A 12,401-nucleotide genomic window follows, 5' to 3' on the forward strand; every position below is an offset into this window, starting at 1 on the left:
CCGGCCGGGAGCAGCGGGGCGCCTGGTCAGGGGGCGCCGGGGCATGCCGTGGAGCGCGGCCGGGCCGCCCTCACGCCCCGATCTCGAACACCGGCGGCTGCAGACCCGCCAGGCAGCCCGTGTCCGGGGCACCCGGCGTGTCGAAGAACGACCGGGTGATCGACTGCGCGCACGCCGAGTCGGCGAACACCACGTGGGCGACGTAGGGCACCGTCACCTCGGTCGAACGGCGCAGCGTCCGCGCGGCGTAGGGGCCGTTGCTCGGGGCGGTCTGGGAGTCGAACCCGCCGGACAGCACGAGCGAGGGGATCGCACTGCGCGTCACCTCCCGCACCGAGTCGGGCGCGGCCGGCACGTCCCAGGCCCGGCAGTCCTCGTGCAGCCAGGCCAGCCCCGGAGCGTTGACCAGCACCGACTCGGGGAACGACGGGAAGGCGCGCCGCCCGGCCTCGGTCACCTCCTCCTCGCTCTCGAACGGCGTCCACTCGCCGCAGAACACCCCGTACGCCAGGCCGTGGGAGAGCCGGCCGATCGCCTGCGGGCCGAGCTTGCCGCCCGCCCACTGCTCGGCGACCCGCTGCGGATTCCCGTGGGCCAGCTCGTCGATCGAACGGGGCACGCCCGGCGCCAGATGGCTCGCGAAGGTCAGCCAGCTCACCAGGACCCCGCCGTCCAGGGTCACCGCCACCGGCTCCGCACGGCCCGGCACGGTGACGGTGGTCGTCACCGGGCGGGCCTCCAGCTCCCCGACCAGGTGCTCGAAGGTGCCCTTCAGGTCCGGATAGCGCTCGTTGCAGGCGCTCTGCTGCGCGCACGCCTCGAAGATGCCGTCGAAGCCCTCCCGGGCGGCCTGCCAGGTCGCGGCGCCGCCGGCCAGGGACGGCGGCAGGATGCCGTCGATGCCGACCGAGCGGATCCCCCGGGGGTGTTCGCGCATGTAGAGCAGGGCCAGGTCGGATCCGTAGGAGATGCCGAAGACGTTCCACTCCTCCAGGCACAGCGCTTCGCGCAGGTCGGCGTAGTCGGCGGCGCTCTCGGTGCTGTTGTACGCGCCGAGGTCGCCGGTGCGCTCGGCCAGGTCGTCGCGGCAGATACGGGTCTGCTCGACGTGCAGGTCCCGGGTGGACGGCGCGCCGTAGACCAGGTCGAGGGTGTCCGCGGTGAACCGGTCGATGTTCGGGCAGGTGAGGGCCGGCTGCGCCGAGTAGGTGCCGCGCTGGGACATGAAGATGACGTCCCGGTCGCGGTTGAGGCCGCCGTTCAGGGCCAGCTGGATCTCGGAGACGGCGTCGTCGCCGGGCCCGCCGGCCAGCCACACGATCGGGTCGGGTGCCGGCCGTCCGGTGGCGGCGGGCACGATCTCCACGCCCAGGGTGATGGTGCGCCCGTCGTGACGGGAGCGGTTCTCGGGGACGGTGAGGGTGCCGCAGCGGGCGTCCTCGATGGGGGGCGCGGGGTCGGCGGTCCGCGGGCAGGGGCCCGGCTCGAAGCGGGCCCGGCCCGCGCTGTGGGCGACCGTGCCCAGCGGCATCCGCACCCCGGTCACGCCCGGCGGCCCGAGAGGGGCGGCGCGGGGCGCGGCGTGGGCGGGCAGCGCGGCGGGGCCGGCCAGCAGGCACACGGCGGCGCCCGCCGCGAGCGCGGCCCGCAGCCGCCGTACGGTGCGCCGGTGCCGGGGCACGGCGGCGGGCACCACGGGCCTTCCGTCCCGCGAGTGAGGGGGCTGATGGTGAGGGGTGCTCGGACCGGTGTCCTGTTCCACGTCGCGTTCCCGTCTCTCACCCCCGGCCGCCCCGGTCGGGACGGCCCCGCGCGGCACCGCCCGCCACCGCAGGGTCCGGAGGGGCAGCACCGGGGCCCAGCCTGTGTTCGCGTGCGCCCGGTCACCAGCCGTGGGCTCCACTCGGCGCACACCGGCCCACTCCTGCGGGGCCCGAGGGGGGAGGGAGAGGGGGCGGGGCGGGAAAGGGGCGGCGCCCCGGCGCCGACGGGGGCACCGCGCCCTTCGACGTCCGCGCTGCGCCGCGCAGGCCGCAGTGACCTCGCCCGCCGGCGAGGTCACTGCGGCCCGGCCCGGGGCGTCTCACGGGCCCGCGGCGGTGATCCGGCGGCCGGTGGTCAGGCCTTGCGGATGTTGTAGGCGACGCCGCTGCCGTAGCAGTTGTTGCTGGGGTAGTAGTTGCTGACGACCCAGCCGGCGGGCAGCGGGGAGAAGGAGCACACGACGGCGTAGGTCTCCGTGGTGATCTTGACGAGGGTGTAGCCGACACCGGTGCCGGCGCAGTTGTTGGTGCTGTAGGAGCTGGTGACGACCCACCCGGTGGGGATCGGGGTCATCGAGCAGGCGCCGACGCGGGTGTCGTTGGCCGTGTTGTGGAGCGAGTAGCCGACGCCGGTGCCCGCGCAGTTGTTGATGCTGTAGGAGCTGGTGATCACCCACCCGGTCGGTATCGGGGTCATCGAGCACGCGGCGACGTTGGTGTCGTTGGCGACGTTGCGGAAGCCGTAGGCGACGCCGCTGCCCGCGCAGTTGTTGATGCTGTAGGAGCTGGTGATCACCCACCCGGCCGGCTTGGGGGAGAAGGAGCAGATGGCGAGGTTGGTCTGCCCGGCCGTGTCGGTGATCGTGTACGAGACGCCGGAGCCGGGACAGCCCCAGCTGCTGTACGAGCTGGTGACGACCCACCCGTCGGGGATGGGGGAGAAGGAGCAGATGGTGGTGGAGCCGGCGACCCGCTGCGGGGTGGCCTGGGCCTGCGCGGACGCGGCGGTCATCATGCCCAGGAGCAGCAGCACGACCGTCAGCAGGTGTGAGGTGTGGGTCCGTAGGGTCTTCATGGCAGGCCTCAGATCTTCTCGGTGACGCGCTACGACTGTTGTGCAGGCGGAGTGAACGATTGGCACACGGTTCGTTCACGTCGGCTGAGATGGTGTCAGAGATCGTCCGGCGGCGCCAGAGTGGAACCGGCAGTACCTCCGCCCCCGTGCGCCCCCTCACCCCCGCCCGCCCCTCACCCCCGCGCGCCCCGCCGGTCGTGAACGGAAGTCGTATGGGCCGCGTACGGGTTGCGTCAACGCAGGCCGGACGTGCACGGACCCCCGGTTAGCCTCTCGCCGAAACAGTGATCAACACGCGGGGGTGTTCGATGGCGGACTTCACGGTCAGCCCGCAGTTCGTGGCCCAACTCTGCCGGGACCTCAAGGGCTGCGGCGACGAACTCGACCAGGGACTGCAGGCGTTGAAGGGCGCGGGCCGAGCCGGGCTGGGCTACGACTTCCTGGAGGACGCCGGCAAGCACTTCCAGGACACGTGGGACTACGGGCTGGCAAGGTCCGCGAATCCGTCAAGGTCCTCGTCGAAGGGCTGGAGAGGATCCAGCGGGAGTACGACGGCACCGAGCAGAGCATCGTCAAGGCCCTGACCCCGCAGGCCGCCTGATGGCCGACCAGCAGCCCGCCGCCTGGCCCGGCCTCGGCTTCGACCCCGCGCCCGGCGACCAGGGCGCCGTCACCGCCCTGAGCGCCACCCTGCGCCGGGTCGCCGGCCACCTGGGCAGCATCCACACCACGCTCGCGCAGCTCTCCCGCCACGAGGGCCAGTGGACCGGCACCGCCGCCGACAAGTTCGCCGAGCAGTTCGGCAAGCTCCCCGACTACCTCAAGGACGCCTCCGACTCGATCACCACCGCCTACGGCGCCCTCGACACCTGGTACAAGGCCCTGGCCGAACATCAGCCCAAGGCGGCGGAGCTGGAGCGCGCCGCCCTCGCCGCCCGCCGGCACAAGACGGAGGCCGAACAGGCCCACACCGCGGCCGCCGCCCACCCCGATCTCGAACTGGCCGGGCAGACCTTCCCCGACGACGCCTCCCTCGCCGACGCCACCGCCCGCTACAACGCGGCCAAGAAGCACCTCGACGAGGCCGCCGCCACCGTCCGCAGCGCGGGCGACGAACTGGGCCACCTGCTGAGCCAGGGCGCCACCCTGCACACCACCCACACCGGCGACGCGCGCAAAACCGCCGACGCCATCCGCAAGGCCGCCGACAGCAAGGCCCCGCCGGAACCGGGCTGGCTCGACAAGGTCGGCGACTGGTTCGGCAAGCACGGCGCCGACCTGCTGACCGTGGCCGCGAGCGTCGCCGGCGTCGCGGCGATCTTCTTCCCGCCGCTGGCCCTGGCCGCCGTCGCCCTGAGCCTGGCCGCGGCCGGCGCGCACGCCGCGCAGTACGGCGCCAAGGGACTGTGGCCCCCGACCTGGGACAAGGTCGGCAACTACCTGACCCTGTCCGGGGACCTCCTGGGCGCCGTCCCGCTGCTCGGGGCGGCGGCCAAGGGCTCGGTCACCGCCGTGAAGGTCGGCGTCAAGACGGGCGCCGCCGCGGGCGCCAGGGCCGGGGCCTCCGAGGCGGCCTCCGGGGTCCGCGGGGTCAAGTACCTCGACCCGCAGAACCCGCTGTTCCGGGTCGCGGTCGAGAAACCGGCCCTGAAACTCGGCGTCCCCCTGGAGCGCGCCCAGGACCTCTCCGACGGCGTCCAGGGCGCCACCTCGCTCGCGCTGGCCGCACCGACCGCCGCCACCCTGTTCACGGACACGCCCGGCGACGGCCTCAACAGCGCGGTGAACAACACCACCGGCGCCGCCAACGTCATGGGCGGCACCGGCATGGCCTGGGGCGGCAGCACGCCGGCCAAGGTCGTCGGCGGGGTCCTCGCGGTCGGCAACGCCTTCGGACTGTACGGATGGTTGAGGGGCAATGGCCGCTGACACACCCCCGCTCTGGCTCGCCCCGCCCGACGGCTTCACCGCCGTCGACCTCACCGAGGATGCGGGCGAGCGGATGGCACGCACCGCCGGTGCCCTGGACACCGTCTTCGCCGACGCCCGCCCCGAGCAGCGGCTCAGCCTCGTCATCGCCACCGAGACCGCCCTGCAGAACCAGCTGCGCGAAGGCGCCGTCCACCTGTCCGCCCGCCTGGCGCGGGCCTCGGACGGCGCCCCGGTCGTCGGCGTGTTCACCGTCTTCGTCCGCCCCGAGGAAACCGGCCCCCCGGGCAGCTACCCGCAGCGCATCGCCGACCGGCTGGCCGCCGCCTGGCCGCAGGCGGACGTCGGCGTGCTCGAACTGCCCCCCGGACGCACCGCGGTGGCCGTCCGCGACGTGCCGGTAGCGGTGCCCGGCGCGCTCTACGGCGTGCCGCAGTCGACGGCCACCACCGTGCGGCAGGTGGAGTTCCTGATCCCGCACCCGTGGAGCCCCCACGTGATCGCGGCCGTCTTCACCACCGAGCAGGCCGAGTACTGGCAGGAGTGGCTGCCGGCGATCGCCGGCGCGGTCGGCGGCATCTCCTTCCACCCGCCCCGCGACGAGACAGGGGACGACCTGCCGCCCGAGCAGTGGGACAACATCCGCAAGGCGTTCGGTTGACGACCGCCCGCACCGACCGGGCCGTGCGCGAGGAGCGCCGCCACCGGCTCGGCCACGCGCTCGGCGTCATCGCCGTCTCGACCGGCATCATCCTCGGCGTCATCGCCGCGGAGGTGTACGTCAGTACGCTCCTCGCCGTCCTCCTCGGGCTCCTCCACCCCGTCGCCGTGACCGCCGCACTCGCGGCGCGGCGCGACGCCGACGGGATGCGCCGGTTCGGGAAGGACGAGGGCGCCCTGGTCGCGGTCACGGCCGTCGCGGCCCTGTTCGCCTGCCTGGCCGGCACCGGCGCCTGGCACCACCTGGTCCTGCGCTCCGGCACGGACGTGAGCGCCGTGGTGCTGCAGGAGAAGGTCGAGAGGACCGGCCGGGGCGTGGTGCGGTCCTACACCCTCCTCCCGAGGGACGGCGGGGCCGTTCCCGGCGGGGACCTCGTACCGGACTCGCAGCGCTTCAAGCCCGGGGACACCGTCACCGTCCGGGTGGACCCGGCCGGGCGGGTCGCGCCCGAACTCCCCGGCGAAGCCGACTCCCCGGCCCCGCTCCTGGGCTTCCTCGGCCTCAACGCGGCGATCGGAGCAGCCGTGCTGTGGACGGCCCGCAAGCCCCGTCCGCCACGCCCGCCCGGCCCGGCCCGCCGGCGCCTCACCGAGCGCGCCCGGCGCGCCCGGGAGCGGCTGCGCGGAGTGACGGGGTGGCCGTTCGCCGCGGCCGCAGCAGTGCTCTCAGCGGCGTGGCTGGGACTGTTGCAGGTCGCCCGACCCGACCCGACCCTGACGGTCATGGCCGCGGTGGCCTACTTCCTTGTGATGGGGGGCTTCTTCGGCATGTTCGACGACGACAAGGCCAGGAACGCCTACCGCGCCCGCGTAGTCCTGCTGACGGTGCTCGTCACCGCCGCCCTCGGTGGTCTCCTCCTGGCGACCACCTGACACGGTGCCGGCAGCGGCGGCGAGCGGAGTGGGAAGTCGGCGGGACCGACTTCCCACTCCGGCGCACGGTGGGCCTACCGGCCGTCGAACTCGCCGGTGCGGACGGCGGTGACGAAGGACTGCCAGGCGGAGGAGGAGAAGACGAGCGCCGGGCCGGAGGGGTCCTTGGAGTCACGGACGGGCATGACGCCGGTGAAGCCGTCGGCGACCTCGATGCAGCCGTTTGACCCGCCGCTGTAGGTGCTCTTGCGCCAAGTGGTGAGGTGCGCGGGGTCCATGGCGGGTTCCTCCTGGTCGGGTTGCGCGAACGGAGTGGGAAGTCGATGGGGACGACTTCCCACTCCGTTGCGAAGTAGGCCTGTCAGGCGTCGAATTCGCCGCTGCGGACGGCGGCGACGAAGGATTGCCAGGCGGAGGAGGAGAAGACGAGCGCCGGGCCGGAGGGGTCCTTGGAGTCGCGTACGGGCATCACGTTCGGGAAACCAGGAGCGACCTCGATGCACTGACCCCCGTCGGTGCTGCGGGAGGACTTGACCCAGAGGGCGGAGGACAGGTCGAGGCTGGAGCTCATGGTGCCATTTCCTTCCGGATGCTTCTGATCATGGCCAGGGAGTCGGCCCTGGTCGGTGCGTCTACCTGGAGACGATCGTATCTCCTGCGCCACGTCACGACAGTGGCCCGATCGCGTTCGAGGAAGCCCCGGTGCAGTGTCTCGGTGTATCCGAGCTGGGTGTTGTCCCCGACGGTCAGCAGGGTGACGGCTGAGCGGAAGGACCGGTGGACCCCCATGGTGAAGGGGACGACCTGGATCAGCATGTTCGGCAGTCCGTCGGCCAGGTCTTCGAGCCGCCGGAGCTGCTCCACCATGACGGCGGGACCGCCGAGTTGCCATCGGAGTGCGCTCTCGTCGAGGGCGACGAACACCAGCGGAGGGGGCGTGCGTTCCAGGAACTTCTGCCTGGCCATCCGGAATTCAAGGCGCTCCTCGGCCTGGTCGGTGGTGACCTCGCCCAGATCCACGGCACCGGCCAACTCGGCCTCGGCATAGGACCGGGTCTGGAACAAACCAGGAACGGCCCCGATTTCGAACAGCCTTATCTCCGTGGCCTGGGCCTCGTGCTTGGAGAACTCGGCGAACCCTTCGGCCAGCCCGGCGCTGTTGGAAGCCTGCAGCCACATCAGCGTCAGGGAGCCGTTGGTCCCGAGGACTTCGTCCGCCTTCTCGGCGAAGCGTCTCGACACCTGCTTCGTGGCAGTTTCAGCGACGGAGACCGTGGACGGGTGGCACCCGATGCGCTTCGCGAGCTGCCCCTGGGTGAGGCCGACCGCCAGCCGTGACCTGCGGAGAAGAACTCCGAAGGGCCCCCAGCGGCTTGACTCTGGATCGATTTCCCTGATGTTCACCATGGGTGCTCCAACTTGGATGTCCGGGAAGACAAGTCCAATTCTGCTTCCGATGCTAGGTGACGTCGGGTCACCATGTGCACAGAACGTGAAACATCGATCGCGGAGGGTTTCCCCCATGGCTCCTGAACAGGTTCCCCGCTCCCACGGGTACGGGGTGCGGTTCGACCCCGACGCGCAGCGTTACCGGGTCCGGAACGAGATCACGGGGGAGTGGCTGCGCAGCGACGCGACGGGCGAGTTGGCCTCGTTCACGTTCTTCGGGGACGCCTACACCGCGTGGCGTCTGTTCGAGGTGCACCCGAGGCCGGGGGAGCGGTGATGGGATCGATGCTCTCCCGTGCCACCGCCGAGCAGCGGCGGCAGGCGGCCTGCGTCGTGGAGGACCTCGTCTCCGTGCTCGCGCTCGGTGGGGTCACGTTGCCCTCGATCGAAGTCGACTGGGAGTACGGGCGCAGAACCGGCAACTACCTGATCGACCTGGGCTCGGCCCGCCCCCTGGACCTGCTGCGCATCCTCGATCTCCTGCGCAAGGGGCTGCGCTACGAGCGCCTGACGTATGACGACTGATCACCTGGCCCGCCTCGCCCGGCCGGCCTGTTTCGCCCTCCTTCTGTCCCGCACGCTTCGAAAGTGAACCGCCCGATGCGCGACCCCCGCCTTCTCGCCAAGCCGCCGGTGTGCCGGCTCGGCTGTCTCGTCCTCGTGCGCAACCGGCGCGGCGACGTCCTGCTCGTCGACCCGGACTACCTGGACGGCATGATCCTGCCCGGCGGCTCCGCCAAGCCCAACGAGCCCCCGCACCTGGCCGCGGCCCGCCACCTGCACGCCGAGACCGGCCTGCACCTGCGCCTGAACGACGTCCTCGCGGTCGACTTCACCCCCGCCGACCGCCACCTGGAACGCCTCAACCTCGTCTTCGAGGGCGGCACCGTCCCCGACGACGTCTCCCTCACCGTCCCGGCGCAGCAGCGCAGCGGACTGCTCGGCGCCCGCTTCGTCCCCGTGCGCGAGCTGCCCGCGCGCATGGCTCCCGCCCAGGCCGCCCGCGTCACCGAAGCCCTCGCCGGCCGCGCCCTGCCGGTCCTCCTCCACGGACAGCGCCCCACCTGAAGCACCTGAAATACCTCTCACTGAGAGCTAAAATGGGGGCCATGGCCGTCACGGAGCCCGCACCACCGTCCACGACGCCGGCCGACGAGTTCTCCGCCCTCCTCGTCGGCATCCAGCGCCTGGTCCGCCGCCGCCTGCGCAAGACGGCCGACCGGCCCCGGCTGCGCGGCGCCCAGGTCGAGCTGCTGCGCCTGGCCATGGACAGCCCCGGCCTGCGGGTCTCGCAGGCCGCCGAGGAGCTGTGCCTGGCCGGGAACTCGGTGTCCACGCTCGTCAACCAGCTCGCCGCGCAGGGCCTGCTGCGCCGCGAGAGCGACCCGGCCGACCGCCGTGCCGCTCTGCTGTTCGCCACCGACGCGGCCGTCGAGCGGATCGAGGCGTGGCGCCGGCGCCGCCGCGCGCTGATGGAGGACCTGGTCGCCGGCCTGCCCGCCGACCAGCAGCAGGCCCTGACCGCCGCCCTGCCCGCGCTGCGCTCCCTCGCCCGGGGCCTGCGCGACCTGCCCGAGGAGCCGTGATGAACGAAGCGCAGGCCGTGGTGTGCGAGGGCCTGGAGTACACCTTCGGCGGCGGCGGCCGCCGGGGCCGGGGCCGCGGGACGAAGGCCGTGGACGGCATCGACCTCACCGTGCGCACCGGCGAGGTGTTCGGCCTGCTCGGGCCCAACGGCGCGGGCAAGACCACCACGATCCGCGCGATCACCACCCTGCTGCCGGTCGGCGCCGGCATGGTGCGCGTCTTCGGGAACGACGCCGCCCGCCGCCCCATGCAGGTGCGCCGCCTGCTCGGCTACGTGCCCCAGCAGCTGTCCGCGGACTCCGGGCTGACCGGGCGCGAGAACGTCGCCCTGTTCGCCCGGGTCTTCGACGTGCCGCGCGCGGAGCGCGCCGAGCGCGTCGCCCAGGCCCTGGCCGCGGTCGACCTCACCGACGCCGCCGACCGGATGGCCGCCACCTACTCCGGCGGCATGGTGCGCCGCCTCGAACTCGCCCAGGCCCTGGTCAGCGCCCCGCGCCTGCTGGTGATGGACGAACCCACCATCGGCCTGGACCCGATCGCCCGCACCGGCGTGTGGGAGCGGGTGGACGCCGTGCGCCGGGCCACCGGCATGACCGTCCTGGTCACCACCCACTACATGGACGAGGCCGACCGCCACTGCGACCGGATCGCCCTCATGGACCGCGGCCGCATCCGCGCGCTGGGCACCCCCGCCGAGCTCAAGGACCGCATCCGCGGGGCGGACCCGCACCACGGCGACCCCGCCCACGACGGCTCCTCCCACGACGAGCCCACCCTCGACGACGTGTTCCGCCACTACGCCGGCCGCGACCTGGCCGACGCCACGGAAGGAGACTTCGGCGATGTCCGCCGTACCCGCCGCACCGCAGGCCGCGTCGGCTGAACCCCCCGGACCCGGCCCCGCCGCCGGGCCCGACCTGGGCCTGCTGCTGGTGCCCCCGCGTGCCCGCACCGGCTGGCTCCTGGTCCCCGCCCGCATCAGCGCGATGTGCGCGGTCGAACTGCAGAAACTGCGCCACGACCGCACCGAGCTGTACACCCGCGCGATCCAGCCCGCCCTGTGGCTGCTGATCTTCGGCCAGACCTTCACCCGCCTCAAGGTCATCCCCACCGGCGGCATCCCCTACCTCGACTACCTCGCACCCGGCATCATCGCCCAGTCCGCGATGTTCATCGCGATCTTCTACGGCATCATGATCATCTGGGAGCGGGACTCCGGCGTCCTCACCAAACTCCTGGTCACCCCCACCCCCCGCGCCGCCCTCGTCACCGGCAAGGCCTTCGCCGCCGGCGTCAAGGCCGTCCTGCAGGCCGCCGTCGTCGTCCTGATCGCCGCCCTCCTCGGCGTCGCCATGACCTGGAACCCGCTGCGCCTGCTCGGCGTGGTGGCGGCGGTGCTGCTCGGCTCGGCGTTCTTCTCCTGCCTGTCGATGGCCATCGCCGGGATCGTCCTGACCCGCGACCGCCTGATGGGCATCGGCCAGGCCATCACCATGCCGCTGTTCTTCGCCTCCAACGCCCTCTACCCGGTGGAGCTGATGCCGCCCTGGCTGCAGGCCGTCAGCAAGGCCAACCCGCTCAGCTACCAGGTCGACGCGCTGCGCGGCCTGCTCATCGGCACCCCCGCCCACCTGCCGCTGGACTTCGCCGTCCTCACCGCCGCCGCCCTGGCCGGCATCGCCGCCGCCTCCGCCCTCCTCGGCCGCCTGGCGCGGTAGGACGTGCGGCCGTCCGTCCCCGGGCGGTGCGCGCCGTGGCCCGCCGCCGCCAGGGCGGGAGACCACGCCTGCCCGGGCACCGGCGGAGGGGGCCGCGAAGCGCACCGCGGGCCGCCCGCCCGCGGGAACGTTCGCAGGCGATGAACCCGGCCGGGGCGCAGGCCCGTTGGGGCGAAAGGGGGGACGTTCACGCCCCCGATCACCATCAGGGCCCCGCTACCGGAGGTTTCTTGCATGACGATCAACCGTAGGACCCTGCTCAGGGGTGCGGCACTCGCGGCCACCACCGGCGCCCTGGGCATCGCCGGCCCGGGCGCGGCCTTTGCCGCACCGGACCGCCTCGTCCACCGCCCCACCAACAAGTGGATGTCGCTGCTGGGCGACAACGTGAAGCTGTCGCAGCTGACGATCCCCGGGACCCACGAGACCTGCGCGCTCTACGACAGCGGCTCCTTCGGCTACGCCCAGTGCCAGGAGTGGCGCATCCCCCAGCAGCTCCAGGCAGGGGTGCGCTTCCTCGACATCCGGTGCCGGATCGCGGGCGACGTCTTCACCATCCACCACGACAAGATCTACCAGAAGATCAACTTCGGCGACGTGCTGAACCTGTGCATCGACTTCCTGAAGTCGAACCCCGGCGAGACGATCATCATGCGGATCCGCAAGGAGTACACCGAGGGACAGGACTACCGGTTCAGCGAGATCTTCAACTACTACATGGACGGCTACGACGGGAAGGGCAACTACCGGCCCTGGTTCTGGCTCCCCAAGACCGGCTCGCTCCCCAAGGGACTGCCCACGCTGGGCCAGGTCCGCGGCAAGATCGTCCCCATCATGTCGGACTTCACCTGGGGCGACGGCCGCTACGACCCCCTGCGCTGGGGCGACACCTCCCGGATCTGGCTGCAGGACTACTTCGGCGACAGCTCCAGCCAGAAGGTCCAGCGAGTCAAGTGGGGACTGGACCAGGCGTTCTACGGCCAGGACGACAACAGGCTGTACATCCACTTCGCCAGCGCCAGCGCCTTCCCCGAGGACCCGTACAAGATCGCCAAGGTCGTCAACCCCTCCATCCAGGAGTACCTGACGCCCCGCATCTCCCAACGCGCGCACTACGGCGTGATCGCGATGGACTTCGTGGACGAGCGCAAGGACCTGCTGCAGATGATCGTCGACTGGAACTTCGGCCTCTGACCCGAATCCGCAGGTAGTGGCCGATGGCCAGTCAGTTGATCTTTGTGCTGGCCGTCGGCGTGTGTCCGGCGTGTGTGGGTAGGCCGGTGGCCC

The 12,401-nt window shown here is 72.3% G+C and carries 16 protein-coding genes; 11 read left to right on the forward strand and 5 right to left on the reverse strand.

The features are described from left to right. Positions 1 to 70 precede the first annotated feature (70 nt). Together ACIGG8_RS37770 and ACIGG8_RS37775 are read right to left on the reverse strand one after the other, a co-directional pair. A complete protein-coding gene (locus ACIGG8_RS37770) occupies positions 71 to 1,696 on the reverse strand; it encodes an alpha/beta fold hydrolase (RefSeq protein ID WP_396553128.1) in 1,626 nt (541 codons plus the stop codon). Between the two features lie 422 nt (positions 1,697 to 2,118). Then, positions 2,119 to 2,838 (reverse strand): hypothetical protein, encoded by a 720-nt coding sequence (locus tag ACIGG8_RS37775; protein WP_396553129.1) that lies wholly within the window; start codon positions 2,836 to 2,838, stop codon positions 2,119 to 2,121. A 472-nt stretch (positions 2,839 to 3,310) separates the two neighbouring features. On the opposite strand from ACIGG8_RS37775, the gene ACIGG8_RS37780 reads away from it, so the two are divergent. From ACIGG8_RS37780 to ACIGG8_RS37795, 4 genes are read left to right on the forward strand one after another with little or no spacing between them, the layout of a single operon-like run. After that, a complete protein-coding gene (locus ACIGG8_RS37780; RefSeq protein ID WP_396553130.1) occupies positions 3,311 to 3,439 on the forward strand; it encodes a hypothetical protein in 129 nt (42 codons plus the stop codon). Continuing rightward, complete coding sequence (locus ACIGG8_RS37785; protein WP_396553131.1) at positions 3,439 to 4,767, forward strand: WXG100 family type VII secretion target; 1,329 nt, start codon at positions 3,439 to 3,441, stop codon at positions 4,765 to 4,767. The genes ACIGG8_RS37780 and ACIGG8_RS37785 overlap by 1 nt, the downstream gene beginning before the upstream one ends. Continuing rightward, positions 4,757 to 5,428: a hypothetical protein gene (locus tag ACIGG8_RS37790; RefSeq protein ID WP_396553132.1), complete on the forward strand. Its 672-nt coding sequence runs from the start codon at positions 4,757 to 4,759 to the stop codon at positions 5,426 to 5,428. The genes ACIGG8_RS37785 and ACIGG8_RS37790 overlap by 11 nt, the downstream gene beginning before the upstream one ends. Then, entirely contained in the window at positions 5,425 to 6,360 is a 936-nt protein-coding gene (locus ACIGG8_RS37795; RefSeq protein ID WP_396553133.1) for a hypothetical protein, read from the forward strand. The genes ACIGG8_RS37790 and ACIGG8_RS37795 overlap by 4 nt, the downstream gene beginning before the upstream one ends. A gap of 74 nt (positions 6,361 to 6,434) precedes the next feature. Here the strand turns inward: ACIGG8_RS37795 and ACIGG8_RS37800 are convergent, their stop codons facing one another. From ACIGG8_RS37800 to ACIGG8_RS37810, 3 genes are all read right to left on the reverse strand, one after another. Continuing rightward, on the reverse strand, positions 6,435 to 6,638 hold the full coding sequence (locus ACIGG8_RS37800) for a DUF397 domain-containing protein (protein WP_396553134.1): 204 nt from the start codon (positions 6,636 to 6,638) through the stop codon (positions 6,435 to 6,437). A gap of 83 nt (positions 6,639 to 6,721) precedes the next feature. Next, positions 6,722 to 6,931 carry a DUF397 domain-containing protein gene (locus ACIGG8_RS37805; protein ID WP_396553135.1) on the reverse strand — a complete coding sequence of 70 codons (210 nt, stop codon included), beginning with the start codon at positions 6,929 to 6,931 and terminating at the stop codon, positions 6,722 to 6,724. Continuing rightward, positions 6,928 to 7,767, reverse strand: coding sequence for a helix-turn-helix transcriptional regulator (locus ACIGG8_RS37810; RefSeq protein ID WP_396553136.1), 840 nt, complete (start codon positions 7,765 to 7,767; stop codon positions 6,928 to 6,930). The genes ACIGG8_RS37805 and ACIGG8_RS37810 overlap by 4 nt, the downstream gene beginning before the upstream one ends. A 115-nt stretch (positions 7,768 to 7,882) precedes the next feature. Between ACIGG8_RS37810 and ACIGG8_RS37815 the strand changes: the two genes are divergently transcribed. The 7 genes from ACIGG8_RS37815 to ACIGG8_RS37845 all read left to right on the forward strand — a co-directional run bounded on the left by ACIGG8_RS37815 (position 7,883) and on the right by ACIGG8_RS37845 (position 12,308). Further along, a complete protein-coding gene (locus ACIGG8_RS37815) occupies positions 7,883 to 8,086 on the forward strand; it encodes a hypothetical protein (protein ID WP_396553137.1) in 204 nt (67 codons plus the stop codon). After that, the gene (locus ACIGG8_RS37820; protein WP_396553138.1) at positions 8,086 to 8,334 is read left to right on the forward strand and encodes a hypothetical protein; all 249 of its coding nucleotides are present in this window, start codon (positions 8,086 to 8,088) and stop codon (positions 8,332 to 8,334) included. The genes ACIGG8_RS37815 and ACIGG8_RS37820 overlap by 1 nt, the downstream gene beginning before the upstream one ends. Before the next feature lie 75 nt (positions 8,335 to 8,409). Beyond that, on the forward strand, positions 8,410 to 8,877 hold the full coding sequence (locus ACIGG8_RS37825) for an NUDIX domain-containing protein (protein WP_396553139.1): 468 nt from the start codon (positions 8,410 to 8,412) through the stop codon (positions 8,875 to 8,877). A 41-nt stretch (positions 8,878 to 8,918) separates the two neighbouring features. Further along, the gene (locus tag ACIGG8_RS37830; RefSeq protein ID WP_396553140.1) at positions 8,919 to 9,395 is read left to right on the forward strand and encodes a MarR family winged helix-turn-helix transcriptional regulator; all 477 of its coding nucleotides are present in this window, start codon (positions 8,919 to 8,921) and stop codon (positions 9,393 to 9,395) included. Next, positions 9,395 to 10,279 carry an ATP-binding cassette domain-containing protein gene (locus ACIGG8_RS37835; RefSeq protein ID WP_396553141.1) on the forward strand — a complete coding sequence of 295 codons (885 nt, stop codon included), beginning with the start codon at positions 9,395 to 9,397 and terminating at the stop codon, positions 10,277 to 10,279. Before ACIGG8_RS37830 ends, ACIGG8_RS37835 begins: the two co-directional genes overlap by 1 nt. Then, on the forward strand, positions 10,239 to 11,114 hold the full coding sequence (locus tag ACIGG8_RS37840; RefSeq protein ID WP_396553142.1) for an ABC transporter permease: 876 nt from the start codon (positions 10,239 to 10,241) through the stop codon (positions 11,112 to 11,114). Before ACIGG8_RS37835 ends, ACIGG8_RS37840 begins: the two co-directional genes overlap by 41 nt. 234 nt (positions 11,115 to 11,348) lie before the next feature. Then, the gene (locus ACIGG8_RS37845) at positions 11,349 to 12,308 is read left to right on the forward strand and encodes a phosphatidylinositol-specific phospholipase C (RefSeq protein WP_396553143.1); all 960 of its coding nucleotides are present in this window, start codon (positions 11,349 to 11,351) and stop codon (positions 12,306 to 12,308) included. The last annotated feature ends 93 nt before the right edge of the window (positions 12,309 to 12,401 follow it).

This window comes from Kitasatospora sp. NPDC085464 (genome assembly GCF_044541955.1).
Classification (GTDB): Bacteria; Actinomycetota; Actinomycetes; order Streptomycetales; family Streptomycetaceae; genus Kitasatospora.

Bases quoted from the DNA above. Each gene is read 5' to 3' on its own strand.
- ACIGG8_RS37775 (WP_396553129.1), bottom strand. From the start codon at position 2,838: ATGAAGACCCTACGGACCCACACCTCACACCTGCTGACGGTCGTGCTG.
- ACIGG8_RS37785 (WP_396553131.1), top strand. From the start codon at position 3,439: ATGGCCGACCAGCAGCCCGCCGCCTGGCCCGGCCTCGGCTTCGACCCC.
- ACIGG8_RS37790 (WP_396553132.1), top strand. From the start codon at position 4,757: ATGGCCGCTGACACACCCCCGCTCTGGCTCGCCCCGCCCGACGGCTTC.
- ACIGG8_RS37800 (WP_396553134.1), bottom strand. From the start codon at position 6,638: ATGGACCCCGCGCACCTCACCACTTGGCGCAAGAGCACCTACAGCGGC.
- ACIGG8_RS37805 (WP_396553135.1), bottom strand. From the start codon at position 6,931: ATGAGCTCCAGCCTCGACCTGTCCTCCGCCCTCTGGGTCAAGTCCTCC.
- ACIGG8_RS37810 (WP_396553136.1), bottom strand. From the start codon at position 7,767: ATGGTGAACATCAGGGAAATCGATCCAGAGTCAAGCCGCTGGGGGCCC.
- ACIGG8_RS37815 (WP_396553137.1), top strand. From the start codon at position 7,883: ATGGCTCCTGAACAGGTTCCCCGCTCCCACGGGTACGGGGTGCGGTTC.
- ACIGG8_RS37820 (WP_396553138.1), top strand. From the start codon at position 8,086: ATGGGATCGATGCTCTCCCGTGCCACCGCCGAGCAGCGGCGGCAGGCG.
- ACIGG8_RS37825 (WP_396553139.1), top strand. From the start codon at position 8,410: ATGCGCGACCCCCGCCTTCTCGCCAAGCCGCCGGTGTGCCGGCTCGGC.
- ACIGG8_RS37830 (WP_396553140.1), top strand. From the start codon at position 8,919: ATGGCCGTCACGGAGCCCGCACCACCGTCCACGACGCCGGCCGACGAG.
- ACIGG8_RS37835 (WP_396553141.1), top strand. From the start codon at position 9,395: ATGAACGAAGCGCAGGCCGTGGTGTGCGAGGGCCTGGAGTACACCTTC.
- ACIGG8_RS37840 (WP_396553142.1), top strand. From the start codon at position 10,239: ATGTCCGCCGTACCCGCCGCACCGCAGGCCGCGTCGGCTGAACCCCCC.
- ACIGG8_RS37845 (WP_396553143.1), top strand. From the start codon at position 11,349: ATGACGATCAACCGTAGGACCCTGCTCAGGGGTGCGGCACTCGCGGCC.